Consider the following 25,337-nt stretch of genomic DNA (forward strand, 5'->3'; position numbering starts at 1 on the left):
GCATTACCTGCTGATCGCTGCCATTGCATTCTGCCTAGCCTCGGGGGTGCTGTCGGCGCTTGATGCCGCAGCAGGCAATCCGATGCGGGGCGCGATAACCTTGGCCGTTTCGTTGACGGCTGCGAGTGGGATGGTGTTCCTCGTGACTGACAATTCGACCACCCGGATCGGCGCTGTCGCGGGCACTGCGGCGGTCCTCGTTTTGCGTTTTCTCCCGAAGAGTTCCATATACCGACGACACACCGTTCCTCAAGCGGAACCGGCACCATGACCACCTTTTATGCGATTTGTGCGATTGCTGCAGGGGCTGTGGCGTTGATCGTATCTACGCCCTACGTGATGTACCGCAGTCATGCGAGAACGATCTACTGGAGTTCGTCGATCCTTACCATCGTTTTCGCTTGGCTCACCGCTCCACAGCGGTCGATTCTCGGACCTGTCCTCTTGTGCGGTTTCGCTGCTGTGTTCGTGGCGTGGTGGTGGACCCCCTTCCTCACGCGAAGGCATCCCACCGGATTCAACGATGTTTTCGGTGCTTGGCTGACACGGGCGCTCTACCGCGAGCAGAAGGATGCACCTCCGGTAAACAGGTACGACAAATTGCACTACAAAGACACTGACCGCCAAGCACGAGATACCGATTCTGACGGAAATCAGGTCAACACCTGAGCCGGCGCGTAGAGCGCTTTGTCCTTGATACCACCCTCGCGCGTACCCGAACAGCTTGTAGTGAGATGCCGTGGGAAACAGTACTTTCCACATGGCGGCGTACACCTGCCCGGTTTGCGCAAGCTGTACAGTAACCAGGATGATCGATGGCTCGAAGCTGCTCTTCGCGCAGCCCAATTCAGTAGCTGTCAGCGCCATCGCGAGCGGTAGTCCTCTTCCCCTAGTCCCTGCAGCTCATCCCATTTTTCGAGCATCCGCCTCGTCTGGATAGTTAATGATATCTAATATATTGAATGGAGTTCAGTAGTGGATCTGGTCAAGATTTCGCGGTGTGTCGACTCGCCCGTGCTTGCGGAGATTGACGACTTGACACCACTTGAACGTATGGCGCTTCCGAATTATTGGTTGGATGCACTAAATGGTGACGTTGCAGCTCGAATTTCTGGGATATTGGACCAATGGGACGTATTTGGGCGACCGATATTGGGCGACACTTACAGAAACATTAAAGATAATCTATCTGATGTGCGGTTGCTCAGGTCTGAAAATAGGTTCTTTCTTCTATATAAAATTAAAATGGCAGACGGGACCGATCTCTACTATTTGGGTACGCCACCGGTAGTGGATGGTGATGAACTTTCAGGGTATTGGAATAAATTCCCCTCCAGTCTAAAGAATTTCTATTCAAATTTGCACAACGGTTGGTACTATATTGCCGGTAAGACTGTCGGGCCACTGCCTCTTGAAGATATGTTTCGAATTGACAGCTTTGAATGGTCTATTCTGGACGGGCTGTCCCCTGAAGAGTACCCAGATCCGGCTCGTTGCATCGCGACATTCAGATCGGGCGGCGGCGGTTATCTTTGCTTGTACTTTGGTGAGGAATCGACAAGGGGTGTTGTGTGGTCATTGACGGAACCCCCTGAACTGGTCGATTACTCCACTTACCTTGATATCTGGACCAACGTCGGACTCGGTGCCTAGAGCCTGCGCCTTGGATAGCCAGACTGGAGACAGTCTAAGCAATTTGTGTGCGGTCTTGCCCCACGTGCCTCGGATCCAGTCTCCAAAGAGCAGATGATCAATTTGTCTGACCAAAAGGGATCTCGAGGTCATGATCGGTTTCGGGGGTACCTCACGCATCGACTCGTTTTCCTGCACCATTGCCGACGAATCGCTGATTGCGCTGGCGTTAAGGGTCGTACGGGGGCAGGCCGATATCTGGGCCTCTCGTGTCACCGTGCTCTACCACCGGACCGAATCATCGCCTCAGCGCAACGTACCCGGCGACGCGATCGTGGGCAGTTCGGGCTCGGTGGAGCATCGGCGACTACCGGCACCTTCAGAATCGGTCGAAAGGTGAGGTGGAGGTGGGATGGGAAACATACTTCCATTCAGGAGTTACGTTCGATCGCAGCAAACTCCCCCAATCTGCGGTGGTGGAGGAACTGCCCATTGGCACGTTGGTTCGGTTGGGGGACAAGCCAATGGAGGTCGCTGCCGCCGACATCGTGGCGGTGCGGGCGGCGTTGGGTTACCCGGTGTAGCGCCAGAGCCTGTTCCAATTGGTCGATCGTCTTCGAACAGGAGTGACGTTGTCTGCCTTATCTTTACGTCGTGATCCGACCTCCGGGTTGACCTTGAAAGTCATGGCGCGAAAGGGACCGCCGGAAGCCGAATCGGTCACCGCGGCGCTGGCAGCGCGGTCACTGCAGTTCCTTCGAGAGCTTGACCCAGTCTTTGACGTCGACATGTACCGCGCCGTGAGGAATGACCTTCCCGACGGCGTTACGGTCGAGCAGGCTCTGGCATCGAATGGTGGACGGATCCTCACGCTTCAGGCAGAGGACTCCCTCGAGGCCGCAATGATCGAGAGCAGAAAGTCTCCTGATGCCGCAGGCGGGATTTACCCACTCTCATTCGGGCATCAACTCAGGTTGTTCACCGACAACGGAAACATCGAAATTCTCATCGGATTCGGGGGTACGGCAGGAGCAGGTTCCTTACTTTGCACCTTCATCTGGCCGTACCCAGGGGGCTTCGCCGATGAATCTCTGATCTCACTGTCATTGAAACTCGTCCAGGGCATGGCCGATATCTGGGACGCTCCCACGGCCGTGCTCTACCGGGATGCGGAGCTCACACCTCAGTACAACGTGCCCGGCGACGCAACGGTGGGCACGTTGCACCTACTTCGGCCCTGAGATGCCGATCAACGAAACGCAGATCCCACCCACTGTCGAAGCTTTTCCGTACAAGAAAGGAACGATCGTCATCCAGCGTGATCCACGCGCCCCGTTGGTTGCCGACGGAAGCCGAAGCATCCGTGCAGCAGTCGGCCTGCTGACCGAACGACCGGAGGTTCGCCTACCGAAAGGCTCGCGCCGGCTGTGACACCAGAAGTTACGGCCAAGCTCACGTCCGCAGGTGATGGTGTTCTTAAGAACAAGCTGCTCAGATAATGGAGGATGCGTTCGACGAGGTCATCGGGATGGAGAACATCAACATCATCGTATTTGGAGGGGAGTGAAAGTGCCTACGTCATCACTGCGCCGCAATCCTACGGCGGGCTTGACAGTGAAGGTCATTCCACGAAAGGGTTCGCCTGAAAGCGAGGCCGTCACGGCCGCGCTCGTTGCACGTTCGCTACGATTGCTTCGCGACATCGATCCTGTCTTCGACGTCGACTTGTACCAAACAGTAGGCGATGCACTCCCCGACGGCGCCGGAGTCGAGCAGGCCTTGGCGTCGAATCTCCGTCAGATCCTTGTACCTCCGACGGAAAAATCGATCGAAGCCGCATTGATCGAGCGCAGACGATCCCCCGATGCCACCGGCGGTATGTATCCCCTCTCATTGGGACGACATATGACCCTGTATTCACCCGCTGGAGACGTCAAAGTCGTTGTCAGTTTCGGGGGCACCTCAGGGTCCGGCGCATTCGCATGTGCCTTTGCCGACGAATCACTGATTTCGCTGGCATTGAAGCTCGTACAGGGACTAGCCGACATCTGGGACTCGCGTGTCACCGTGCTCTACCGCCGAACCGAATCATCGCCTCAGTTCAACGTACCGGGTGACGCGATCGTGGGCAGTTGCACCTACTTCGGTCCTGAGTTGCCGATCAAGGAAACGCAGCTCCCGCCCAGCGTGGAGGCGTTTCCCTACCAGGACGGCACAATCGTCATCCAGAAGAATCTGTCCACGCCGTTAACCGTCGAGGACATCCGAAGCATCCGCGCAGCAGCAGGACTGCCGACCGAACGACCGGAGATTCCTCTACCCAAAGGTTTCAGACGGCTGTGAGCCCTACGTTGGGCGCACTCGGGGCTGCCTGCAGGTAGGGATGGCGCGGACCGACCAGCCTGCCCGCAATTACCGCGCCGCGATCCCGATCCGGCTACGCACCAGCTGATCGACGCTCCGGGTGGAGTGCCACCGCGCGGCATACCCGCCATCGACGGCACAGTTCAACCTGCCGAGCATGATCAACCCTCTGTTCCGTCCGTGAATGAAACCTGCACGCCCGGATCCCGCGATTCCGGAACCCTCGCAACCCACTTTCCCGGCGTTCCCGATCGTGGCGAGTGGGAATCATTCTCGCCCGGTGGGATTGGCGATCCGGGGTCGAACCCGAGACCCGAGAACTCCACCCCGGAGGCTCCCTCGCCAGGTCGTGCCGAGGAACCGAGTGTGCCGACTCTGCCTGATGTCGGTCAGGTGCCGGTGAATCCGGATGCTCCCGGCGCTCCGCAGCAACCCGGACCACAACTGTTCAATGACAATGATTTGCCGAGAACGACTATGACGATCGCAGAGTGGCTGGAAAGGAAAGGTCGATGAATTCGGATCGTGGCGCGACAGTGATCGGGTATTGGGGCCCTCGGACGCAACCGGTAGAAGACATTGCAGCGGAGGTGTTCTCGTTTCTTCATAGTCTGAGGAACATTGATCCAGCACTTGGACAAGCTTGGGTGTTTTCGCCCGAGACTGCCTCCGAGTCGACCGATCTAAGCGTGGAAGGCCTAGCGAAAATCTTCCGGGCAGCGAAGGATGTCGAAGGGCAATCCGTTGCTGCCTTCGACCTTGGCTACATCGTGAGTTTGTTGCACCCGGACAGATATCAGTTCTTGAGAATCCAATTCTCTCTCGGCCGGAATGTTCCGAGGGTTCCGAATCTCGTCAACGTCACCCTCCCCCCGGAGAAACAAGCAATCGGGGAGGCGTCGCAGTTGCTGACTGCACGCGTCGGGGACGCGATCATGAAAGCGATCATCGAGCATTGGTCGCCGGAGTCTGCGCGGTGGGGGACGCGGGAGTACCGCAATGCGCAGGGAAATGAGGTCAGCGAAATCGAAGTCGGTTGGGAGACATACATCCAGTCCGGGATCGATCTCGATCACAGCAAACTGCCCGTCGTCGCCGTACTGGAGGAACTCCCCAACGGAACGCTGATTCGGTTGGGCGAGAAACCGTTAGACGTCAACTTCGACGACATCCTGGCCGTGCGGGAAGCACTGGGTTACCCGGTCTAAGACGCCGCGTGACCGCCGACCCTTGCTCATGTCGCGACACGTAGTCGGACGGAGACTATTACGCAGTGGTTGGAAAGGACGGGGCGATGAGCATAGTCGGGCGATGGCCGACCGTGATCGGATATTGGGGCACGCGGGTGCAGTCGAGTCAGGAAGTGGCGCAGACGATGCGGGCTTTCCTCGAGGATCTGGAAGCGGTCGACCCGGGGTTGGCGTTGCCGTGGGTCTCGACTGCCGAGTTCGACAAGGTGCCAGCAGATCTCAGTGTGGACGGGTTGGTGCGAATCTTCGAGCATTCCCGCTCGAAGGAGATGGGGTATTCGGACACCCCGGGACCGGGGTACAGCATCGGTTTGTCGCCCGAGGACGGGACCGCGCGGCGGATTATCGCCGGGGTCGGCGGCTTAGAAACCAGCGCCCCCAACAGTGTCCGGGTGTCGTTGCCGACGGAGAAGCAGCTCACCGACAGTACCCGGCGGTTGCTCGACCCGGATATCGGAGACGCGATCGTGAGAGTGATCGTCAAGCATTGGGATCCGGATCGGGCTCGGTGGAGCATCGGCGACTACCGGCACCTTCAGAATCGGTCGAAAGGTGAGGTGGAGGTGGGATGGGAAACATACTTCCATTCAGGAGTTACGTTCGATCGCAGCAAACTCCCCCAATCTGCGGTGGTGGAGGAACTGCCCATTGGCACGTTGGTTCGGTTGGGGGACAAGCCAATGGAGGTCGCTGCCGCCGACATCGTGGCGGTGCGGGCGGCGTTGGGTTACCCGGTGTAGGCCCCGCAACGGGTCTGGAATTCACCATTGCATCAGACGGCGAGAAATGTGTTAACCGGATGGCCTGCTTCGCCTTTCGATAGTATTGCCAGATGGCATCCCGAATCGACTTGCTCGCGTGGCTCCTCGATTCGGATCCAGCGATTCGGTGGCAGGTGGAGCGCGACCTGGTGAACGAAGCGCCCACTTTGTGGGCGGCGACGCGCGCGTCGATCGCTACCAAAGGATTTGGTGCACGCCTGCTTTCATTGCAGGATCGAGACGGCCAATGGGCGGGTGGGGCGTTCTTCCCGGCAGAATTCGACTTCGTGGGACCCGAAGCAGCAGAAGAAGGTTCGCAACCCTGGACGGCAACTACTTGGACGCTCAACTCCTTGCGTGAGTGGGGCCTCGACGCCAGTGTTCTGCGGGAGCGTCGTACTGCAGAACTGCTCGCGGAGAACTGTCGCTGGGAGTACGAGGGCCGGCCGTACTGGGACGGTGAGGTCGATTGCTGCATCAACGCCTGGACGGTGGCAAACGGTGTTTGGCTCGGCATGCCCGTTGATGAACTGGCTGATTGGTTTGTGCGGCATCAACTTCCGGATGGTGGGTGGAACTGTGAGTGGATCGAAGGTTCGACCCGATCGTCGTTCCATTCGACGCTCAATTCACTCAAAGGGCTTCTCGCGTACGAGATCGCGACCGGGGGAACAGATGAGACGCGCGCGGCTCGGCGATCCGGTGAGGAATTCTTACTGTGGCGCGGTCTGTTCCGGCGACTCTCGACCGGCGAACCGCTGGGGCCCTGGGTCGGACGGTTCGCGTATCCATTCCGGTGGCGTTACAACGTGCTCAATGCGGCCGACTACTTCCGTGAAGCGTCGTTGTCGTATGGAAATGAGCCTGATCCGCGAATGGCGGACGCGATCGAGATGATCCGGGCCGCTCGAGCCTCGGATGGGACGTGGCTCCAGGCCGGTCGCCAACCGGGGCGGGTGTGGTTCGAGGTCGACACAAAGGCGGGGGAGCCGTCGAAGTGGCTGACTTTGTCCGGCATCCGAGTGCTCGCCTGGTGGGATCAATCCTCCCCTCTAGGTTCTGCATAACAAAATAGTTACAGCGAAAATTATTTCACCTTTAAAGGTTATCGAAAGGTGATCTTCGACTTTCCGGTCGAAATATCCAGTACGGATGAATAACATATTAACGACAGGATTGCCCTCAGTGCGGTGAAGGTTAATCATCTGAACAGGTGAGAAGATGTTCGGTGAAATTACCTACCCGATTGGATAGGCGGGTCACCGACGTTGGTAATCAAATAAGGCGCTCGCAGCTGTCTTGGTTAGGGAGCTAAGTCCCGAGCTGGAAACGGCATTTCTGCTCCGAAAGTGGCGCTCACCTGCGGCTACGTTCCCCATTTTGCAAGATTTAAACCACTTTCGGCGAGAATTAGTCCCGCAATTGTAGGTTGTGGAGCGTCCGCAATGTTTAGGCAAAGTCCCATCTTTTCCCAGAACAATGCTCTACTAAACGTGAAAACCGGATGTTCCCCCGATTTTGCTGAGAAGGTGCAACTATGGGACGTAGCGTAACTGTCGCAGCGAACCGGAACATCGCGAATTGCTGCTCTAACCAATGACTTTGTTCAGGTCCGAATAATGCTCGGAGGTCGTCGATGTCGATGGAAATGGTGTTAGCCGAAGCAGTGATAGACAGTGGGGACACGGCGTGGGTGCTGATCTCCGCGGGTCTGGTTCTCTTCATGGTTCCCGGACTCGCCTTCTTCTACGCCGGTCTGGTGCGTGGTAGCAGTGCGCTCGTCATGTTGCAGCAGAACCTCGTCCCACTCGGACTCGTCTCGATTACCTGGGTCGTGTTCGGATACAGCTTCGCGTTCAGTGGAGACTGGGGTTCCGGCTTCCTCGGTGACCTCAAATTGTTCGGCTTGCAGGACATACACACTGCCGCCGCCCCGGGCTTCCACCTGATCGAAGGTGCAGTCGCGGTACCGACTCTGGCGTTCGTGGTCTATCAGATGATGTTCGCGATCATCACGCCTGCGCTGATCACCGGTGCGACCGCAAACCGGCTCAAGCCCTTGGGCTGGGCCGTTCTGCTCGTGCTGTGGTCGATCATCGTCTACCCCCCGATTGCGCACTGGCTCTTCAATCCCGAAGGCTGGTTGGCGCTCCGCGGAGCTCAGGACTGGGCCGGCGGAATTGTCGTCCACGCATCCGCCGGCGCCGCCGCCCTGGCAATCTTGCTGGTGGTAGGTAAACGTCCGGGATGGCCCAACGCCGAGGCAGTCCCGCACTCGGTGCCTCTGGCGTTGATCGGCGCAGGCATCCTGTGGTTCGGCTGGTTCGGATTCAACGCGGGCGACGGATTGGCTGCCGATGGTGTTGCGGCACAGGCCTTGATGAACACTCACATCGCCGCAGCGGGCGGTATGGTCGTCTGGCTCGTCATCGAAAGGTACACCGAGGGCAAGGCCACGGCGATCGGCGGAATCACCGGCGCGGTAGCCGGTCTCGCGACCGTCACCCCTTGCGCCGGCTTCGTCAGCACCTTCTCCGCGTTGGCGATCGGCGCGCTTGCCGGACTGGTCTGCCACTTCGCGCTCGCGCTCAAGTCGATCTTCAAGTTCGACGACGCGCTCGACGTCATCGCGGTCCACTTCATCGGCGGCATCCTCGGTTCACTCCTTCTCGGTTTGTTCGGCGAAAAAGCCATCAATTCGATCGGCCGCGACGGACTCTTCTTCGGCGGCGGGGCAGGACTACTCGGCGAGCAGGCGCTGGCGTTGATCGTCGTCATCGCTTTCTCGTTCGTGGTGACCTGGCTGATCGCCACGGGCATCGAGAAGACCATCGGTCTCAAGCTGGCCCCAAAAGACCAGGTGGACATCGACCGTCGTCAGCAAGGCATGGACGCATACCGCTACAACGCCGCATTCGTCGACGCAGGTGGTGCGCCGCAGACCAGCGGGTTCGACTCGGGGGTCCTGGTCGAGGGGGCAAAACTTGTTCCGAACCTCGGCGCCCCGAAGCACGAACTCATCACCGCGGTATTGCAGACCATCGAGTCCGAGAAGCTACGGGAGGCGCTGCTGGCCGCCGGAGCGGAGTCGATAGTCGTATCGGAAGCGCATGTCTCCGCGAGTGACTCGGCCTCGCTCAAGTTCCGCGGACAACGCAACGACGTCGTGTTCACCGAGCGGTTGCGTGTCGAGGTGCTGGTCGCCTCGGAACATGCACAGGCGGTTCTGGACGCGATCAACGAGTACTCGGGCGGCAGGAGGAGCGGTTTCGTCCAGCAAGCGGCCGAACCTCTCACCGAAGCGACGGAACAGGGGAGCTGACATGTATTCGACGACAGGGAGTTACCGCATGATCGACAAGGAGCGTTCAGAATGCATCTGACACCGCGAGAACTCGACAAGCTGACAATCCTCATGTTGGCGGATGTCGCACTGAGGCGAAAGGCAAAGGGGCTCAAACTCAATCACCCGGAGTCCGTCGCAGTTATCACTGCAGCCGCCCTGGAGGGAGCTCGGGAGGGCAAGACTCTCGAGGAGGTCATGGCCGACGCATCGCACGCCTTGACGGTCGACGACGTGATGGACGGTGTCGCGGAGATGATTCCACGTGTGCAGGTCGAGGCGGTGTTCCTCGACGGTAGCCGGCTCGTCACCGTGCACTCTCCGATCCAGTAGCCCGACCGAGATGTCAGGAGCACTCCAAGATGGCAAGCAAATCGACGAAGAAGGATTCCGGCGGCGAGAAGAAAGTGCCGGTCGGCGGATACGTGTTGCGGGACGAGCCGATCGAACTCAACGAGGGCCGTCCACGTTTGAAGTTGCGAGTCCGAAACACCGGTGACCGTCCCATCCAGGTGGGTTCGCACTACCACTTCATGGAAGTCAATCGCGCGTTGTCCTTCGATCGTGAACAGTCCTTCGGCTGGCGCCTCGACATTCCCGCGGGCACGGCGGTCAGGTTCGAGCCGGGCGACGAGAAGGAAGTGACGTTGGTGCCGTTCGGCGGCAAGCAACGAGTGCAAGGCTTCAACGGACTTGTCGACGGTTGGGCGCCGACCCACGCCGCCTACCGGCCTCGGCTTCCCGGAGCCGTCCAGCGTGCCGAAGAACTCGGCTTTCTGTCCGAACCTCAAACCGACTGATTCTCGTTCACGGCGGACGAAGGAGAGCAACACCCATGACAAGCATTTCGAGACAAGAGTATTCGGGTCTGTTCGGGGTCACCACGGGTGACCAGATCAGACTGGGCAATACCGACCTGTACATCGAGGTCGAGGAAGATCTTCGAACGATCGGCGACGAGTCGATCTACGGCGGCGGCAAGACGCTGCGCGACGGCATGGGCCAGGATCCGGAGTCATGCAGCATCGACGGTGCCCTCGACCTCGTGATCACCAACGTGGTCATCGTCGATGCAACCATCGGCGTCGTCAAGGCAGACGTGGGAATCAAGGACGGCAAGATCGTTGGCTGGGGCAAGGCGGGAAACTCCAGCACGATGGAAGGCGTCACCCCGGGGCTGACCACCGGTCCGGCGACCGACGCGATTTCCGGTGAGCAGATGATCCTCACTGCCGCCGGCATCGATCCACACGTTCACCTCGTGTCACCACAGCAGGCGTACCACGCACTCAGTGGGGGAGTGACGACGCTGATCGGTGGTGGTATCGGCCCGACCGACGGAACCAACGGCACCACCATCACTTCCGGTATCTGGAACATGGAGATGATGCTCAAGGCCAACGAGGGTTTGCCGGTCAACGTCTGCATGTTGGGCAAGGGGAACTCGTCCGGGCATCAGTCGCTGGTCGAACAGATCAAGGCCGGTGCGGCCGGTCTGAAGGTCCACGAGGACTGGGGCGCGACACCGGCCACAATTCGTGAGTCTCTGCGGGTGGCAGACGAAATGGACGTTCAGGTCGCCATTCACACGGATACCCTCAACGAGGCCGGATACGTCGAGGACACCATCGCGGCCTTCGAAGGCCGTACGATTCACACCTATCACAGCGAGGGTGCGGGCGGCGGTCACGCACCCGACATCCTGCGAGTGACGGGCGAGGACAACGTACTTCCGGCGTCGACCAATCCGACGTTGCCGTACGGCATCAACACTCAGGCCGAGCTCTTCGACATGATCATGGTCTGTCACAACCTCAATCCCAAAGTGCCCTCGGATGTTTCGTTTGCCGAGTCCCGCGTTCGCGCCGAGACGATCGGTGCCGAGAACGTACTGCAGGACATGGGCGTCATCTCGATGTTCTCGAGTGACTCACAGGCGATGGGCCGGGTTGGAGAAAACTGGCTACGCGCGATCCAAACAGCGGACTGCATGAAGCGGTCCCGCGGAAAGCTGCCCGAGGATTCACCGACGCACGACAACTTCCGCGTGTTGCGCTACGTCGCGAAGGTCACGATCAATCCCGCGTTGACGTTTGGTCTTTCGCATGTGGTCGGGTCGATCGGTGTCGGGAAGATGGCGGATCTTGTTCTCTGGGAGCCCGCATTTTTCGGTGCGAAGCCGAAGACGATCATCAAGAACGGTCTGATCAGTTGGCATGCCATGGGAGATCCGAATGCTTCACTCCCGACACCACAACCGGTGATCTACCGGCCGATGTTCGGTGGATTCGGCAAGGCGTTGCCGCAGAGTTCGGTCTCGTTCGTCTCGCGAGCGGCACTCGACGACGGCATCAAGGACCGGCTCGGTCTCGAACGTCAGGTTGTTGCTGTCGAGGGGACCAGAACAGTCACCAAGCGTGATCTGGTTCGCAACTCGGCCACTCCGGAAATCAAGGTGGACCCGGAGACCTTCGCGGTGACTGCGGACGGCGTCCACGCATACGTCGAACCTGCCGAATCCATTCGCTTGAACCAACTTTACTTCTTCAGTTAGGGGTCTCCAGTGTCGGGAACAATCACACACACGCACGGCGCCGATGCGACGCCACACACGCACGGCGAGATGACCGCGCCGAGCGGAAAGCCGACGCGAGTCGACGCGCTGCTCGGGAAGGAGACCGACGAGGAGTGGGCCGGTCGACTCGACAATGCGGTAGTCGACGTCTTGTCGCTCGATCAGTGGGAAGCGCAGAAGAGTCGGTTACGACGCACCACGATCGGTGGCCGTGAATTGGCCGTCTCGCTCGATCGGGGTATTCAGTTGCAGGACGGCGACATTCTGCTGTGGGACGAGCAGGCGAACACCGTCGTCGTGGCGAGGATCAACCTCAAGGACGTGTTGGAGATCGACCTGAGCGCACTGGTCGAGGTGACGCCCGAGAAGATGATTCAGACGTGCTTGGAGTTGGGACATGCCGTGGGTAACCAGCACTGGCCTGCGGTGGTGAAGGGAATGAAGGTCTACGTTCCGTTGACGGTCGACAAGGCGGTCATGGGCTCGGTGATGCGGACACATGCTTTCGAGGGCATCGAGTACACCTTCATCCCGGGCGCCGAGGTAATTCCCTACATCGCTCCACACGAGGCACGCCGTTTGTTCGGTGCGGCCGCGCGTGAGGGCGAGGGGCATACCCATGACCCTCTCGTCTGAGGGATCCGGGCTCAGCATCAACCGCGCGATGCGGATGATGCAGTTTTCCGATTCCATGTTCCCGGTCGGTTCCTTCTCGTTCTCCAACGGTTTGGAATCGGCCGTGGCGCAGGGAATTGTCACGGGTGGTCCGTCGCTGCGGGAGTTTGTGCTCTCGGCCGCCCATCAGGGCGCGACGTGCGACGGTATCGCCGTACTCGCGGCGCACCGGGGTGCGGCAGCCGGTGATTTCTCGGCGATCCTCGCCGCTGATCATGCAGTGATCGAACGCAAACTCAACGAAGAAGCACGCACGATGAGTACCCGCATGGGTAAGAAGTTGGCCGAACTCGGCGGGCGCTTGGCCGGTGAGACCCTGTTCAACAAGTGGTTGGCCGCGATCGCATCGGGGGAGACGCCGGGTACCTACCCCGTCGGCCTCGGAATTGCTTTCGCGGAGATGGGTTCTCCGGAAGAGGACGCTTTCACGGTCAATCAGTACGGTGTCGCGATGACGTTGCTCGGCGCTGCCCTTCGTATCGTCCGAGTCGATCACCTCACGACGCAAGAGATTCTGTTCGAGGTCAATCAGAGCGCCGGCCGTGAGTACGCCGCAGTGCGTGACTACGGACTCGACGACATGTCCAATTTCGCCCCGATGATCGACATTCTGGCTGCGGTTCACGTCAAGGCGCACGTCCGAATGTTCATGAACTAGAAGGAGAACGATGAAGAAGACAACGCGCATCGGAATCGGCGGACCCGTGGGTTCGGGTAAGACCGCACTCATCGAGGCGATCACGCCGGAGTTCATCAAGCGGGGCACCAGCGTTCTGATCATCACCAATGACGTGGTCACCACCGAAGATGCCAAGCATGTGCGCAAGGCTCTCAAAGGTGTTCTCGTGGAGGAACGTATCGTCGGCGTGGAGACGGGAGCCTGCCCACACACCGCCGTCCGCGAAGACCCGAGTATGAATCTCGCGGCGGTCGAGGACATGGAGAAGACGTTCCCGGACACCGACGTGGTGTTCATCGAAAGTGGTGGCGACAACCTCACACTGACGTTCAGTCCAGCTCTGGTCGACTTCTTCATCTACGTCATCGACGTAGCCGCAGGCGACAAGATTCCGCGCAAGAACGGTCCGGGAATCTCGCAGTCCGACATCCTGGTCATCAACAAGACCGATCTCGCACCGTACGTCAACGCCGATCTCGGAGTCATGGATCGCGACTCCAAGGGGATGCGCGGCGACAAGCCGTTCGTCTTCACCAATTGCATGACCGGGGAAGGCATCAAGGAAGTGGTGGACCTCATCGTGCACGGAGTCCTCTTCGACGAAGAGGAAGTGGGAGCGAGCGCACCGTGAGCGCAACGTCCGTCCCGGGAGCATCGCGGTCGCTCCCGGGGCCGATCCCGACCATCCCGGAACTCGACCAGTACCAGGACCAGCCGAAGCAGGCCCCGGCCGGCAAGGTCGGGAAGACCGGCGTTCTCGAGATGCGATTTGTCGACCGTGGCGACAAGACGATTCTGCGGGACATGTACCGCAAAACACCGCTGCTCGTTCAGCAGGCGCTGTACTGGGACGAAGCGTTGCCGACCATGCCGTGCGTCTACATGATCTCGACGTCCGGCAGTGTGTTGCAAGGCGATCGACTGTTCCTGACCATCGAAATGGAGCCAGGTTCCCTTGCACACGTGACCACCCAGTCGGCTACCAAAGTCCACCGGATGGATGCCAATCACGCGTCGCAACTCCAGAAAGTGGTGCTCGCGGAGAATTCGTATCTCGAACTGATGCCCGGGGTGACGATCCCACACCGCAACGCGAGGTACTACGCGCGCACCGACATCACGGTGGATCCGACTGCAACGCTGTTGTTCTCGGAGATCGTGATGTCGGGTCGCAAGTACCACGACGGCGGAGAGATGTTCGTCTACGACCTGTACTCCACAATGATCAAGGCGGAGCGTCCGGACGGGAAGAACCTCTTCACCGAGAAATTGGTGATCGAACCGGCACGCTTCCCCGTGCGATACGGCGGAATCATGGGCGACCACGACGTGTTCGGCAATGTCATCCTGCTGACACCGAAGGAGCACGCCGACGCGATTCTCGAAGAGGTAGTTCCGGGCCGTGACGGCAAGGTCGTTTCCGGAGCGAGTCGGCTACCGAACGACGCCGGTCTCATCTTCAAAGTCCTCGGTCCGGAGAGCGAACCCGTCAAGGCGAAGGTTCGTGATTTCTGGGCTCTGGTGCGAAAGGCAGTTCTGGACACCACCATTCCGCCCGTCCCGCTGTGGGGATGACGCGGATCGTCGGAGAAGGATCGAGGGACGTGCGATGACCACCATCACCAAACCCTGGGACGACGTCGCGGACAAGAACGTCGTGCTCAGATTCATCGACACCAATCTCAAAGGCTCCGGGCAGGTGATGTTCCAGGGCAATGCGCTGACGGGCCTGCTGTTTCTGGTCGGTATCTTCTGGGGAGCGATAGCCGCGGACACGATCACCGTCGCAATTGGTGCCGTGGTGGGTCTGGTGGTATCCACCGTCACCGGCATGATGCTGCACTCCGACGACGATTCGATGCGTATCGGCCTGTACGGATACAACGGAGTTCTTGTGGGAGCTGCCTTTCCGACGTTCCTTGCCGGCGGTGTGATGCTGTGGATCTACCTCGTGGTGGGAGCTGCCGCGTCGACGATCGCGTTCCTGGCCGTTGCCAATGTCTTCAAGACGTGGGGCGTACCGGCGCTGACCTTTCCGTTCAACCTCGTCAACTGGTTCTTCCTCCTCGCGGCGTTCCAGTTCCTGCGGATCGAAACGTCAGACCTCAGCGCGGGCCAGTTTCCCCAGCACATCGGGGACGCGTCAGTTCATGCCGAAATTACTTTCAGCTTCCTGTGGGACACGCTGTTCCGCAACGTCTCCCAGATCTTTCTGATCAACAACACCGTCACCGGCATTATCTTCGTGATCGCGCTGCTGGTCGCGTCGCGTTGGGCGGCGTTGTTCGCGCTCATCGGTTCCGCGATAGCGATGGGTTCGGTACTGGCGCTGGGCGCAAACACCGTCGACATCGGCAATGGTCTCTACGGGCTCAGTTCGGTGCTGACGGCAATTGCTCTCGGATCGGTGTTCTACAACCCGTCGTGGCGTGTGTTCGTCTACACCGTCTTCGGAGTACTGGTGACTGTTGTCATCCACGGCACGCTGGTGTCTGCCTTTGCTCCGATCAGCCTGCCGGCCGGAACGGGCCCGTTCGTCTTCGCGACGTGGCTGTTCCTGCTGCCGAAGAAGAAGTTCGTTCCCATCCAGCACGACACCATCGAGGGTGGAGCGGCCGAGGGCAAGGATTCGATCGCAAAGGCGAACGGCTAGACGGGCCGAATTGGCGAGGCGCCCGTACGCTTGGGCACACCGATGAGTTGATCCGATCGCCCCGCCACTCTCGAAGGAACGCACCTACATGACAGACTCCAGCGCCCCTCGCATCCATCTCGGCCCCGTCGAGGATCCGAACATTGCCGACGGAATTCGCGGAGTCGGTGGGGTTCTCGTTCCACTCGCCGAGGCAGAAGGCGTGGTCTGGGTACATGGTCCGGACACGTTCCCGTCGTCGCTACCTGACTCGGTTCGCTGGGTGCAGTTGCCCTTCGCCGGGATCGAGCCATGGTTCGATGCCGACGTGATCGACGACAAGCGGGTCTGGACGTCCGCTGCCGGGGCGTACGCGGGCAATGTTGCCGAACATACGATGATGCTCCTGCTCGCCGGAGTGCGTTCTCTCCCCGAACAATTGGCGGCGCAGTCGTGGCGAAAAGAAGAGTTCGATCCACGGGTTGGCACCTTGCAAGGCTCGACAGTGGCGATCATCGGTTGCGGCGGAATCGGCCGTGCGCTGATCCCGTACCTCGCCGCGTCCAAGGTCAGAGTCATCGCCGTCACCCGCTCGGGAACCCCCGTCGAAGGTGCTTCCGAAACGCTCTCGGCCGATCGAACCGGTGAAATCTGGTCCCGGGCGGATCACTTCGTGATCGCAGCACCGTCGACGTCCGCGACGCGGCATCTGGTCGGCAAGGCTGAATTGGACCAGATGTCGGAGTCGAGCTGGATCGTGAACATCGCACGCGGCAACCTGGTCGACACGGACGCGCTGGTCGATGCCCTCGAAGCTGGTTCGATCGGCGGTGCGGCACTGGACGTCACGGATCCCGAGCCGCTGCCGGACGGGCACCGGTTGTGGAAGCTGCCCAATGCGATCATCACGCCGCACGTCGCCAACCCGGCTACGACGCTCACGCGTGTGCTGGCAGATCACGTGGCCGCCAACGTCGCTCGATTCGCTGCGGGTGAGGACCTCGCTGCGGTAATCGATCCGTCGGCAGGTTACTGAACCGACAGAACGCGCAGATCCTCGAGACCGTCCACGACGGGAACGCGCCACGAGGCAAGCTCTTCCGGTCCCTGCTCGTCCCACAGTTCGAACAGTTCCGAATCGGTCGAGGAGATGGTGCGCTCCACCATCTCGATCAGCCAGGTGAGCCGTTCGCTGGTCAGGGCCGAGGTGAAGGAATCGAGATCGAGGTCCTGGGCGGCGGGGTCGCGTTTGCGATCGGCGCGCACGATCAACACCAATTCGAGCAAGGCGACGGCGATTTGGCCGCCGTCCACCTCGAGGTAGTCGTCCTCGAATGCCCACTCCACCGATTCGAAGGTGAAGTCACCGTGTCCGATGGACGCGATCAAATCCCCTGCACCGTCGTTATCGAACGGTCCCGATCCCCACGCGCCCACTGTCTACTCTTTTCCGATTGCCGTCTCAGCGCGCTTCGAGCGCGATCTTCGCTCCGAATCCTAGAAGAACTGTTCCGGTTATGCGCTCGAGTGCCTGTCGCACTCGGGGCTTTTCGAAGGTGCTACGCGCTCGCGAGAGAAGGACCACGTAGCCACTGAGCCACACGATGGTGATGGCTGCGTGGATGAGCACCAGCAATGCAAGCGACGGTCCCGTCGGCCACCCGGCCGGAACCAACTGCGGCAACAGTCCGGTGTAGAAGACGGCGATCTTGGGGTTGAGCAGGTTGGTGGTGAAGCCCGTCTTCCATGTCCCGGCCTTCTGCGATCGTGGAGCGTCGGCATTGTGTTGCATCCGCGACGTCCGGCTCTCCCACAGTGCTCGCACACCGAGATAGATCAGGTAAGCCGCGCCGGCGAGCTTGACCACCGTGTACGCCTCGGCCGACGCGGCGAGGATCGCCGAAAGCCCGAGGACGGTCAACAGACCCCACACCAGAAGGCCCGAGACGATGCCGGCCGCTACCCGGAAACCGGCGGATCTGCCCGCGCCGAGAGCAGCCTGCGTCACGACGGCCATGTCGGGCCCGGGGACCAGAGTCAGTAGGGCGAGCACAGCTGTGGCGGCGAGCAGAGCGGTCAGCATGCAACAAGTATGAAGTCGGGGTGGGAGCATTGTCGGCCGGTGGTGTCGGGCCTGTGAACAAAGAGTGGCGCGGCGGTGTGAACTGCATGGACACGCCCGGAAACCGGCGTCTCGCGAGCCCTGTTCGACAAAGTTATGCACACTGTGGGGAAACGAATCGTTGCAGGTAGGAGGAATAACTCTGTTGTAATTCATCCTTTTGTCCACAGGTTATGCACAACTGGGAAGTGGATGTGAATGAAGTTATCCACACCTGTGTGTGCATCGGTGGAGAACTGTCCAACTCCATTGGATACCCGCGAGTAATAAATCCCAACCAGTGGGTTGACCCCGGGACGTTCGTCCTGTCCAATCGAGGGTCAGCGGTAGTCGTGCGATGCTCAGGGGGCGCTTGACGGATGCGGAGATTTGGGTTTGTCGGGATTGTGTTGGTCGTGCTCGCGCTTGTCGTGGGCGGAGTGGCGTATGCCGAACCGGCACCTGAAAACCCACCAGGAGATTCGGCCGGTCAGGCCGGGGCTCACATCAATCGCATAGAGCAGTTGTCGCCCACACGCAGTGCCGTGTTCGTCGAGTCGCCGGCCATGCGACGCGAGGTACAAGTGCAGGTTCTGCATCCAGCGTCGAGCGCCGGTTCACGTCCGTCCTTCTACCTACTCGACGGAGTCAGTGCCGGTTCGGAATCCGGATACTCCGAGAGCACCTGGACCCAGAAGACCGACATCGAAACGTTTTTCGCTGACAAGAACGTCAACGTCGTTCTCCCCGTGGGCGGCACCGGCAGTTTCTACACCAACTGGAAGAACGACGATCCGAACCTCGGTGTGAACAAGTGGGAATCGTTTCTCGCAGAAGAACTTCCGACGTTGATCGATTCTGCGTTTTCCGGAAATGGGACGAACGTGGTCGGCGGGGTGTCCATGGGTGCGCTCGGCGCGGCCAACCTCATCACACATCACCCGAAGCTCTACACCGGATTGGCCTCGTACAGTGGCTGTCTCGACAACTCCGAATCGTCCTCGCAGGATTCCGTGCGGCTCACCGTGGCCAGCAAGGCGGGCGACGCCACCAACATGTGGGGTCCGGCGTCGGACCCCGACTGGCAAAAGCACGACCCGTCCACCAACGCGGAAACGCTGCGAGGGAAGACGATCTACGTGTCCTCCGGTACAGGTGCGCCCGGAGAATACGACAACGTCTTCACCCCGAGTGGACTGCAGACTGCCATCGAAGGCGGACCGCTCGAGGCGCTCGCTAATACGTGCACACAACTGTTCGAAGCGAGGTTGGGCGAGTTGTCGATTCCCGCAGTATTCGCGTATCGGAACGACGGCACCCATTCGTGGCCGTACTGGCAAGACGCGCTTCACGATTCCTGGCCGACGGTGAAGACGGCGCTGGGAATGTGAGCTGAGAACTACTCGGCCAGTGCCAGTTCGAGCAATTGGAGGGCGCCGTCACGGGTCTGCGCAGCCGCGATGAACCCGGCCTTGTGGCAGAAGACCGAACTGTCGACGCCCGTCTGGGCGGCAAGATCCGAGCCGTTCAGGCCGCGCCACGGCTCCGGCAACAGCTTTCGTGAACCGAACTTGGAGTCAGCAGGCTTGACCGTCTGAATCGACCAGCCGCCGTTGGTGTTCGGGAAGATGGTGAACAGCAGCTCCGGCTGGGCCGACGCGGCGCGGCCGTGGGGAACGAAGCGTTCCAGGACGACGAAGCGCGGATCCGTTGCTTTTTCGTAGGTCTCGGTGAACTCGCGCTCGGCGGCCGCGTCGCCGGCGTACTTGGCGCGCAGGCGAATCAAGACCTGGGTTGCGAGAACGACGGCCAGCTCGAACTGGGTGTCGAACTCCTCGTCGGTGGACGAGATCGGATTGAAAAGGTCCAGCACGGACGACAGATCAAAAGGCTTGGTGCCGTAGTCGTTGAGGGTGTAGATCTCTTGGCCGTTGTCGACGGCGTCGATGCCCTCGACCAGTCGGCTGTCGATACGGCGGAACACGGAGGCGTCGCCTTCACAGAACTGCAGGCCGTATTCCTGCCAGAGCAGACCGAAGGCGGAGTACAGGATGCCGTTGCTGCGCTCGCCGGCATCACGCTGGTGATGGTCGAAGCGCCCCTCAGCCGGGTTGTAGCGACCGCCGACGTCGAGCACGATGTCCGCGCTGTCGAGGACGGACTCGTCACGGCTGCGAACGACGGTGGCGTCGGGGTACAGCTGCTTGAGCAGCGATACGCCGAAGACGTCGTCTGCATGGAACTTGCCGTTATGGGTCGCGATGATCACCCGTCGAGACTAGGCAATCGAGCGCGGGGATGCCTAGTCAGCCGATGGTGCGGATGCGGTCGGTGGCAGGTGGCGAGACCGGCGACCCGGCTGCGAACAGGGCGGTCAAGGCGTCGAGGTCGTTGCCCGCACCGGTCATCTGGGTGGAGTTCTTCAGTGCGGTGAAACCGTCCCCGCCCTCGGCGAGGAACTTGTTCACCACGACGCTGTAGACGGCGTCGGGCGCGATGTCCTGCCCGTTCAGGCGCATTTCCGAGATCCGCTTACCCGGCGCTGCTCGCCGGTCCATGGCGTAGGTGAAGCCCGCGGACGGGGAGAGGATGCGCTCGGTAGCGGTGCCGTCGAGGTCGATCTGGAATTGCTGTTCGAGAGCGTCCTTCAACACCGCTCCTGTGACGGAGAGCACCTCGAGGCTGTTACCGAATGGCTGAACACCGTAGGCCTGGCGGTAGGTGACCTGGCCGGAAGTGCCGAAGTCCAAGTCCTCGCGCATGCCGCCGGGGTTCGTCAACGCTAGTTGGGCGCCTCGTGTCGATCCGGCGGCGAGTTGAGCGTCGGCGACCAGGTTGCCGAGTGTCGATTCGCCGCTGGGGACGCGGTCGCGTGTCAGATCGGCGGTAATGGTCCCCACCGGCCGCTGAGCGCTGTCCGACGCCTCCGACCAGGCCCGGTCGGCGAGAGCCTGAATATCGGGATCCGGCGAAATATCGTGTGTCACTATCTGATTGAACGCGGACGTCTGATCGCGAACGACCTCGCGTGTGTTGCGATCGATGGTGACGTCTGCGACGGACACGATCCGGCCGTGCGAAGCGCCCTGCATCACGACTCTGGGATTGCCTGCGGGATCAGGGAATTCGCAGTTGTACTGCTGGTGGCTGTCGGCGGTGAAGATGACGTCCACCTTCGGTGACGCACGGAGGGCGATGTCGCGGGCCGGCCCGGACTCGACGTTGCAGTCGTTGGGCCCACCTTCGACGGCCGGTTCGTCCCCACGGTGCAGGAGGACGGTGATGGCTTTGACGCCGAAGAAGTCGAGGACGTCGGCGGTGCGGTTGATCGCTTCGACCTCGTCGCCGAACTGCAGATCGGCGATTCCGCCTGGTGTCACGATCTGCGACGTGTTGGCGGGGGATATCGCGATGACTCCGAGCGGAATGCCGTCGACCATGTTCACGGTGAAGGGCAGCGTGGCCGGGGTGCCGTTGGTGTACGTCATGTTCGCGGCCATCAGCGGGAAGTTGGCGCCGCCGAAGGACGGACTGAACGTGCACGCATCGACGGCGGAGCAACCGCCGGACTGCATGCGACGGAACTCGGCGAGTCCCTTGTCCAGTTCGTGGTTGCCGATCGCGGAAGCGTCGATCTTCATCCGGTTCAGGAGTTCGACCGTCGGTTCGTCGTTGAACATCGCCGACTCGAGCGCCGACGATCCCCAGTTGTCACCGACCGAATACAGCAGCGAGTTGGTGGCTTGGCTGCGAAGTTGCGTCACGTAAGCAGCGAGATACGCCGCGCCACCTGCGGGAGTGAGCGAGCCGTCGGCCTGCCTGATCTCGCTGCGAACACCTTCCGGCGGGCGGAGACTGCCGTGCAGATCGTTGAACGCCAACAGACGAACCGACACCGTGTCCTGGGACTCTGCGTTGGCGACGCCACTCAGGGAGGTCGCGGTGGTGGCGAGAAGGGTCGTTGCGAGCACGGCACACGTTCGTGTCATGCGTCGCGTCATGCGTCGTGCTCCCTCACTCGGACCGGCCTCGAACCTCCCTGAGTGTGCCCGTCTGCCGAAACGAATTCCAGTCCCCGGCGTAACAGTTATGTATCGAGTGTCACGCGGTGACGCCGATGCCCGCGGCCTGCTTCGCGACGTCGGTGTTCGCGAAAGCGAGGAATGCGTCGTTCTCGTGTGGATCGCCGATGGTCATCCGGACGCCCTCGACGCCGTACTGGCGGATCAGAATGCCCGCTTCGGTACTCGCCTCGGCAAAAGCGGGAGAGAGCTCTCCGAGGGGGAGATAGACGAAGTTCGCCGACGACTCGGGGACGGTGTACCCGGCTTCGATCAGAGCGGTTCGAACTCGCGTCCGCTCGGCGATGACACCTTCGGTGCGGGCAAGCAGTTCGTCTGCTGCAGCCAGGGAAGCGATTGCGGCGGCCTGCGCGACAGCGCTCACGGTGAACGGGGTGTGCACCTTGCCGAGGGCCACGATGATCTCCGGATCCGCGACCGCGTAACCCACGCGGATTCCCGCGAGGCCGTACGCCTTCGAGAAGGTGCGCAGAACAACCACGTTGGGGCGGCTGCGGAACAGCTCGATGCCGTCGGCGTCCGAGCGTGAGTATTCGAAGTACGCCTCGTCGAGTGCGACGACGACGTGCGCCGGGACCGCGTCGAGAAAGCTCTCGAGCTCTGCCTTCGACAGTGCATTGCCGGTCGGGTTGTTGGGGTTGCATACGAAGATCAACCGCGTGCGATCCGTGATCGCGGCCAGCATCGCGTCGAGGTCGTGGCCGAAGTCCTCGGTCAGCGGAACCTTGACCGAGACGGCATGGCCGACCTGGGTGACCACGGGGTACGCCTCGAACGAACGCCACGCGTAGATGACCTCGTCACCCTGATCGCAGGTGATCTGCACGAGTTCCTGGCACAGCGTCACGGAGCCACAACCAGCGGCGACGTTGGCCGGCTCGACTTTCAGGAAGCTGGCCAGCGCCTCGATGAGTGCGACCGCGGCATTGTCCGGGTAGCGGTTGGCATTGGCGACCGCGTCGGCGACGGCGTCACGCACACCGGGCAACGGCCCTACTGTCGTTTCGTTGCTCGCCAGCTTGATCGCACCCGGAAAATTGCGTCCGGGAACGTAGGCGGGGATGGAGGCGAGGTCAGGGCGAATGTGTGCGGTCACGAGTCGATTATGCGCGCACCGATTTGGTGCGTAGCGGCCGTCTGCGTGTCAGAGTTAGAAGATGTCGGAAATCTTCCGAGCCACCGCGTATCTGCGCGGAGCCGAAGGGGAGGTCGCCACGGCTGTTCCGCTGACCGTGGTGGAGCCGGACGGCCCGACGCGGGGCGGGATCGTCGTCCTGCATGAAGCCCGGAAGTTCAGCCCGGCTCTGCTGAATCTGATGTGCGCGCTTGCCGGCGAAGGGTGGGTGAGCGTCGCACCTCACCTGTTTCACCGCGAACCCGAACACATGCAGGGTGAGGTGTTCGGTGACAACCTCTTCGCCGACTTCGACGCGACCCTCGATTGGCTCGTCGGACGCGAAGTTCTCGCAGACACCATCGGGGTGCTCGGATTCGACGACGCCGGTACCGCCGCGATGCTCGTGGCCACCAGCCGTCCCGTCGGCGCCGCGGTGAGCGTCGCCGCCCGGGGAATCGTCGAAGCCTTGTCGGTGGATGCTCAGGCGCTTGTCGACGCGGCCACTTCCCTGCAGGCGCCGTGGCTGGCGCTGTACGGCGAGGACGATCCCAGCACGCCTCGCGAACACGTGACTCTGCTCCGGGAAGCGACCGCGAAGGCCGACGTCGCGACACTGGTGGTCAGCTACGCCGGACTGGCTCACCGGGCGGACGAGCCGCCACAGCTGTCCGAGGACGCTGACCTCGACGACCCTGATTCGGCCTCGATCATCGAAGCTCAGACCCGGATCTTCGACTGGTTCGACAGCCACCTGCGGTAAGTCCACAAAACAGCCCGCTGACCACACGTTTTGCCTTTGGTGGCGAAGGGTGTGTAATCTTTCGATCCGGCGGTCCGAAAGGATCGGAACCCCCAGGGAGGCGTGCCAGAGCGGCCGAATGGGACTCACTGCTAATGAGTTGTCCCTTTTACGAGGGACCGGAGGTTCAAATCCTCTCGCCTCCGCCAAGCCGGTGATTTTGACCGGCGGGTTAGAAATGATAGAAATTACGACGGTAAGACACGCAAGACCAGCAAGACAACAGAACATGCGCCCGTAGCTCAACGGATAGAGCACTTGACTACGGATCAAGAGGTTAGGGGTTCGAATCCCTTCGGGCGCACAAGAAAGAAGGTCACAGACTTCAGGTCTGTGACCTTCTTTTTGTTGTGGTGCATACGCAATTCTTGAATGTGTGTGAGGTCACCTCGGCGATTTCGGGCGGTGATCCTCGCGATCGTGGGAACCGACAACCGATCCCCGCGACCTATGCTTTCTGCGGAGCAGCCACGCGAACCGAGGAGAACCCGTTGGAGACCGTCGACAGTCGGACGCTCCCGGTCTACTCGGCGGGGGCGGTCGAGGTGCCCTTTGTCATTGCGGGCATGGACGAACTTGTCTCCCGCGAGACCCGGTGGGATGCGCACTCGCACCCGACTCACGAATTGTTGTGGAACGAGCGGGGAGCGTCGAGCGCCACGGTGGGATCGCGCACGTGGACCATTACGCCGACCGTCGGTCTGTGGATGCCCGCCGGCGTCCTGCACTCGGCGATCGCGCCGGCCGGCACCTGGTATCGGGCCGCTCAGCTCGACATCGCGTCAGTTCCTTCTCTGTCCGACGTGCCGGTGGCGATCGAGGTCACTCCGCTGCTGCGGAACCTCCTCGAGCGACTGGCAGACGATTCACTCGGAACCTCTTCACGCTCGCTCACGGAGCAGATGGTGATCGACGTGCTGGCACCGTCGCCGAACGAGTTGCTGGTGCTGGTGCCGGACTCGCCACTTCTGCAACCCATCGTCGATGCGATCGGTGACGATCCGAGTGACATGCGAACGCTGTCCGACTGGGCAAGGCTCCTCGGTGTCAGCCCGCGAACCATCACCCGGGTATTTCGGTCGGAGACCGGGATGAGTTTCGGGCAGTGGGTCTCGGCTGTGCGCGCCCAACGAGCGGTGACCCTTCTAGCCCACGGCTTGGATCTACAAGAGGTTGCCGAGCGTGTGGGCTACCACTCGACCAGCGCATTCGGGGCGGCATTCCGGCGCACTACCGGCGCTACACCAGGGATGTTCCGGGCTAGCTGATCGGCCATCACACCTTGTCTCGATCGCTACACGGGGTGTCCCAAACACGCGATTGCGCC

26 protein-coding genes, 2 tRNA genes and 1 pseudogene are annotated in these 25,337 nt (G+C 60.9%); 24 read left to right on the forward strand and 5 right to left on the reverse strand.

Annotation, left to right across the window (positions count from 1 at the left end):
* Positions 1-267: 267 nt before the first annotated feature.
* The 19 genes and pseudogenes from ABH939_RS27070 (at position 268) to ABH939_RS27160 (ending at position 16,947) form a co-directional block, all read left to right on the forward strand.
* On the forward strand, positions 268-669 hold the full coding sequence (locus ABH939_RS27070; RefSeq protein ID WP_007731740.1) for a hypothetical protein: 402 nt from the start codon (positions 268-270) through the stop codon (positions 667-669).
* Positions 670-975: 306 nt separating this feature from the next.
* The gene (locus tag ABH939_RS27075; RefSeq protein ID WP_054781775.1) at positions 976-1,653 is read left to right on the forward strand and encodes an SMI1/KNR4 family protein; all 678 of its coding nucleotides are present in this window, start codon (positions 976-978) and stop codon (positions 1,651-1,653) included.
* Between the two features lie 323 nt (positions 1,654-1,976).
* Positions 1,977-2,216: pseudogene (locus ABH939_RS27080) on the forward strand (hypothetical protein); the annotation flags it as partial.
* Between the two features lie 102 nt (positions 2,217-2,318).
* The gene (locus tag ABH939_RS27085) at positions 2,319-2,873 is read left to right on the forward strand and encodes a hypothetical protein (RefSeq protein ID WP_007731734.1); all 555 of its coding nucleotides are present in this window, start codon (positions 2,319-2,321) and stop codon (positions 2,871-2,873) included.
* A gap of 1 nt (position 2,874) precedes the next feature.
* Positions 2,875-3,063, forward strand: a complete 189-nt coding sequence (locus tag ABH939_RS27090; protein WP_007731733.1) for a hypothetical protein — start codon at positions 2,875-2,877, stop codon at positions 3,061-3,063.
* A 138-nt stretch (positions 3,064-3,201) separates the two neighbouring features.
* On the forward strand, positions 3,202-3,975 hold the full coding sequence (locus ABH939_RS27095; protein WP_223304698.1) for a hypothetical protein: 774 nt from the start codon (positions 3,202-3,204) through the stop codon (positions 3,973-3,975).
* Between the two features lie 533 nt (positions 3,976-4,508).
* Positions 4,509-5,204 carry an Imm52 family immunity protein gene (locus ABH939_RS27100; protein WP_397517603.1) on the forward strand — a complete coding sequence of 232 codons (696 nt, stop codon included), beginning with the start codon at positions 4,509-4,511 and terminating at the stop codon, positions 5,202-5,204.
* Positions 5,205-5,290: 86 nt separating this feature from the next.
* Positions 5,291-5,986, forward strand: a complete 696-nt coding sequence (locus tag ABH939_RS27105; protein ID WP_404650405.1) for an Imm52 family immunity protein — start codon at positions 5,291-5,293, stop codon at positions 5,984-5,986.
* Positions 5,987-6,078: 92 nt separating this feature from the next.
* Positions 6,079-7,074 carry a squalene cyclase gene (locus tag ABH939_RS27110; RefSeq protein ID WP_404650406.1) on the forward strand — a complete coding sequence of 332 codons (996 nt, stop codon included), beginning with the start codon at positions 6,079-6,081 and terminating at the stop codon, positions 7,072-7,074.
* 575 nt (positions 7,075-7,649) lie between these two features.
* Entirely contained in the window at positions 7,650-9,329 is a 1,680-nt protein-coding gene (gene amt, locus ABH939_RS27115; protein WP_228117877.1) for an ammonium transporter, read from the forward strand.
* A gap of 51 nt (positions 9,330-9,380) precedes the next feature.
* A complete protein-coding gene (locus ABH939_RS27120; protein ID WP_007731718.1) occupies positions 9,381-9,683 on the forward strand; it encodes an urease subunit gamma in 303 nt (100 codons plus the stop codon).
* 29 nt (positions 9,684-9,712) lie between these two features.
* Positions 9,713-10,150: an urease subunit beta gene (locus ABH939_RS27125; RefSeq protein ID WP_003943812.1), complete on the forward strand. Its 438-nt coding sequence runs from the start codon at positions 9,713-9,715 to the stop codon at positions 10,148-10,150.
* 35 nt (positions 10,151-10,185) lie between these two features.
* A complete protein-coding gene (locus ABH939_RS27130) occupies positions 10,186-11,904 on the forward strand; it encodes an urease subunit alpha (protein WP_003943847.1) in 1,719 nt (572 codons plus the stop codon).
* Between the two features lie 9 nt (positions 11,905-11,913).
* Positions 11,914-12,561, forward strand: coding sequence for an urease accessory protein UreE (gene ureE / locus ABH939_RS27135; RefSeq protein ID WP_050655600.1), 648 nt, complete (start codon positions 11,914-11,916; stop codon positions 12,559-12,561).
* On the forward strand, positions 12,545-13,258 hold the full coding sequence (locus tag ABH939_RS27140; RefSeq protein WP_047271507.1) for an urease accessory protein UreF: 714 nt from the start codon (positions 12,545-12,547) through the stop codon (positions 13,256-13,258). The genes ureE and ABH939_RS27140 overlap by 17 nt, the downstream gene beginning before the upstream one ends.
* A 10-nt stretch (positions 13,259-13,268) precedes the next feature.
* Complete coding sequence (ureG, locus tag ABH939_RS27145; protein WP_007731713.1) at positions 13,269-13,910, forward strand: urease accessory protein UreG; 642 nt, start codon at positions 13,269-13,271, stop codon at positions 13,908-13,910.
* Positions 13,907-14,854 (forward strand): urease accessory protein UreD, encoded by a 948-nt coding sequence (locus tag ABH939_RS27150; RefSeq protein ID WP_007731712.1) that lies wholly within the window; start codon positions 13,907-13,909, stop codon positions 14,852-14,854. Before ureG ends, ABH939_RS27150 begins: the two co-directional genes overlap by 4 nt.
* 34 nt (positions 14,855-14,888) lie before the next feature.
* Complete coding sequence (gene yut / locus ABH939_RS27155) at positions 14,889-15,932, forward strand: urea transporter (protein ID WP_030535783.1); 1,044 nt, start codon at positions 14,889-14,891, stop codon at positions 15,930-15,932.
* 88 nt (positions 15,933-16,020) lie between these two features.
* Positions 16,021-16,947 (forward strand): D-isomer specific 2-hydroxyacid dehydrogenase family protein, encoded by a 927-nt coding sequence (locus ABH939_RS27160; protein ID WP_404650408.1) that lies wholly within the window; start codon positions 16,021-16,023, stop codon positions 16,945-16,947.
* Here ABH939_RS27160 and ABH939_RS27165 read toward each other — a convergent pair.
* Positions 16,941-17,348, reverse strand: a complete 408-nt coding sequence (locus tag ABH939_RS27165; RefSeq protein WP_020968164.1) for a DUF4259 domain-containing protein — start codon at positions 17,346-17,348, stop codon at positions 16,941-16,943. The two genes, ABH939_RS27160 and ABH939_RS27165, sit on opposite strands and share 7 nt — an antisense overlap.
* A gap of 25 nt (positions 17,349-17,373) precedes the next feature.
* Positions 17,374-17,994, reverse strand: a complete 621-nt coding sequence (locus tag ABH939_RS27170; RefSeq protein WP_007731691.1) for a LysE family translocator — start codon at positions 17,992-17,994, stop codon at positions 17,374-17,376.
* A gap of 398 nt (positions 17,995-18,392) precedes the next feature.
* Here ABH939_RS27170 and ABH939_RS27175 point away from each other — a divergent pair, with 398 nt between their 5' ends.
* Entirely contained in the window at positions 18,393-19,403 is a 1,011-nt protein-coding gene (locus ABH939_RS27175; protein WP_065351788.1) for an alpha/beta hydrolase family protein, read from the forward strand.
* Positions 19,404-19,411: 8 nt separating this feature from the next.
* Here ABH939_RS27175 and ABH939_RS27180 read toward each other — a convergent pair whose 3' ends face one another.
* The 3 genes from ABH939_RS27180 to hisC all read right to left on the reverse strand — a co-directional run bounded on the left by ABH939_RS27180 (position 19,412) and on the right by hisC (position 23,190).
* Positions 19,412-20,281, reverse strand: a complete 870-nt coding sequence (locus tag ABH939_RS27180) for an MYG1 family protein (protein ID WP_003943978.1) — start codon at positions 20,279-20,281, stop codon at positions 19,412-19,414.
* Between the two features lie 37 nt (positions 20,282-20,318).
* Positions 20,319-22,013, reverse strand: coding sequence for a bifunctional UDP-sugar hydrolase/5'-nucleotidase (locus tag ABH939_RS27185; protein WP_054188635.1), 1,695 nt, complete (start codon positions 22,011-22,013; stop codon positions 20,319-20,321).
* A 100-nt stretch (positions 22,014-22,113) separates the two neighbouring features.
* Positions 22,114-23,190: a histidinol-phosphate transaminase gene (gene hisC / locus ABH939_RS27190; RefSeq protein ID WP_007731684.1), complete on the reverse strand. Its 1,077-nt coding sequence runs from the start codon at positions 23,188-23,190 to the stop codon at positions 22,114-22,116.
* Positions 23,191-23,251: 61 nt separating this feature from the next.
* Between hisC and ABH939_RS27195 the strand changes: the two genes are divergently transcribed.
* The 4 genes from ABH939_RS27195 to ABH939_RS27210 all read left to right on the forward strand — a co-directional run bounded on the left by ABH939_RS27195 (position 23,252) and on the right by ABH939_RS27210 (position 25,278).
* On the forward strand, positions 23,252-23,971 hold the full coding sequence (locus tag ABH939_RS27195; protein ID WP_003943860.1) for a dienelactone hydrolase family protein: 720 nt from the start codon (positions 23,252-23,254) through the stop codon (positions 23,969-23,971).
* Positions 23,972-24,067: 96 nt separating this feature from the next.
* Positions 24,068-24,159, forward strand: a tRNA-Ser gene (locus ABH939_RS27200).
* A gap of 82 nt (positions 24,160-24,241) precedes the next feature.
* Positions 24,242-24,314, forward strand: a tRNA-Arg gene (locus ABH939_RS27205).
* A gap of 46 nt (positions 24,315-24,360) precedes the next feature.
* Positions 24,361-25,278, forward strand: coding sequence for an AraC family transcriptional regulator (locus tag ABH939_RS27210; protein ID WP_080712703.1), 918 nt, complete (start codon positions 24,361-24,363; stop codon positions 25,276-25,278).
* Positions 25,279-25,337 lie beyond the last annotated feature (59 nt).

Origin of the sequence: Rhodococcus sp. 27YEA6 (assembly GCF_044908235.1) — a bacterium.
Classification (GTDB): Bacteria; Actinomycetota; Actinomycetes; order Mycobacteriales; family Mycobacteriaceae; genus Rhodococcus_F; species Rhodococcus_F qingshengii.

What these genes read in the sequence shown, in the direction of transcription:
- ABH939_RS27140 (WP_047271507.1), top strand. Translation starts at nt 12,545, where the DNA reads ATGACCCTCTCGTCTGAGGGATCCGGGCTCAGCATCAACCGCGCGATG.
- ABH939_RS27085 (WP_007731734.1), top strand. Translation starts at nt 2,319, where the DNA reads ATGGCGCGAAAGGGACCGCCGGAAGCCGAATCGGTCACCGCGGCGCTG.
- ABH939_RS27160 (WP_404650408.1), top strand. Translation starts at nt 16,021, where the DNA reads ATGACAGACTCCAGCGCCCCTCGCATCCATCTCGGCCCCGTCGAGGAT.
- ABH939_RS27110 (WP_404650406.1), top strand. Translation starts at nt 6,079, where the DNA reads ATGGCATCCCGAATCGACTTGCTCGCGTGGCTCCTCGATTCGGATCCA.
- ABH939_RS27170 (WP_007731691.1), bottom strand. Translation starts at nt 17,994, where the DNA reads ATGCTGACCGCTCTGCTCGCCGCCACAGCTGTGCTCGCCCTACTGACT.
- ABH939_RS27120 (WP_007731718.1), top strand. Translation starts at nt 9,381, where the DNA reads ATGCATCTGACACCGCGAGAACTCGACAAGCTGACAATCCTCATGTTG.
- ABH939_RS27125 (WP_003943812.1), top strand. Translation starts at nt 9,713, where the DNA reads ATGGCAAGCAAATCGACGAAGAAGGATTCCGGCGGCGAGAAGAAAGTG.
- ABH939_RS27175 (WP_065351788.1), top strand. Translation starts at nt 18,393, where the DNA reads ATGCGGAGATTTGGGTTTGTCGGGATTGTGTTGGTCGTGCTCGCGCTT.
- ABH939_RS27090 (WP_007731733.1), top strand. Translation starts at nt 2,875, where the DNA reads ATGCCGATCAACGAAACGCAGATCCCACCCACTGTCGAAGCTTTTCCG.
- ABH939_RS27185 (WP_054188635.1), bottom strand. Translation starts at nt 22,013, where the DNA reads ATGACGCGACGCATGACACGAACGTGTGCCGTGCTCGCAACGACCCTT.
- yut (WP_030535783.1), top strand. Translation starts at nt 14,889, where the DNA reads ATGACCACCATCACCAAACCCTGGGACGACGTCGCGGACAAGAACGTC.
- ureG (WP_007731713.1), top strand. Translation starts at nt 13,269, where the DNA reads ATGAAGAAGACAACGCGCATCGGAATCGGCGGACCCGTGGGTTCGGGT.
- ABH939_RS27070 (WP_007731740.1), top strand. Translation starts at nt 268, where the DNA reads ATGACCACCTTTTATGCGATTTGTGCGATTGCTGCAGGGGCTGTGGCG.
- ABH939_RS27195 (WP_003943860.1), top strand. Translation starts at nt 23,252, where the DNA reads ATGTCGGAAATCTTCCGAGCCACCGCGTATCTGCGCGGAGCCGAAGGG.
- amt (WP_228117877.1), top strand. Translation starts at nt 7,650, where the DNA reads ATGGAAATGGTGTTAGCCGAAGCAGTGATAGACAGTGGGGACACGGCG.
- ABH939_RS27105 (WP_404650405.1), top strand. Translation starts at nt 5,291, where the DNA reads ATGAGCATAGTCGGGCGATGGCCGACCGTGATCGGATATTGGGGCACG.
- ABH939_RS27130 (WP_003943847.1), top strand. Translation starts at nt 10,186, where the DNA reads ATGACAAGCATTTCGAGACAAGAGTATTCGGGTCTGTTCGGGGTCACC.
- ABH939_RS27100 (WP_397517603.1), top strand. Translation starts at nt 4,509, where the DNA reads ATGAATTCGGATCGTGGCGCGACAGTGATCGGGTATTGGGGCCCTCGG.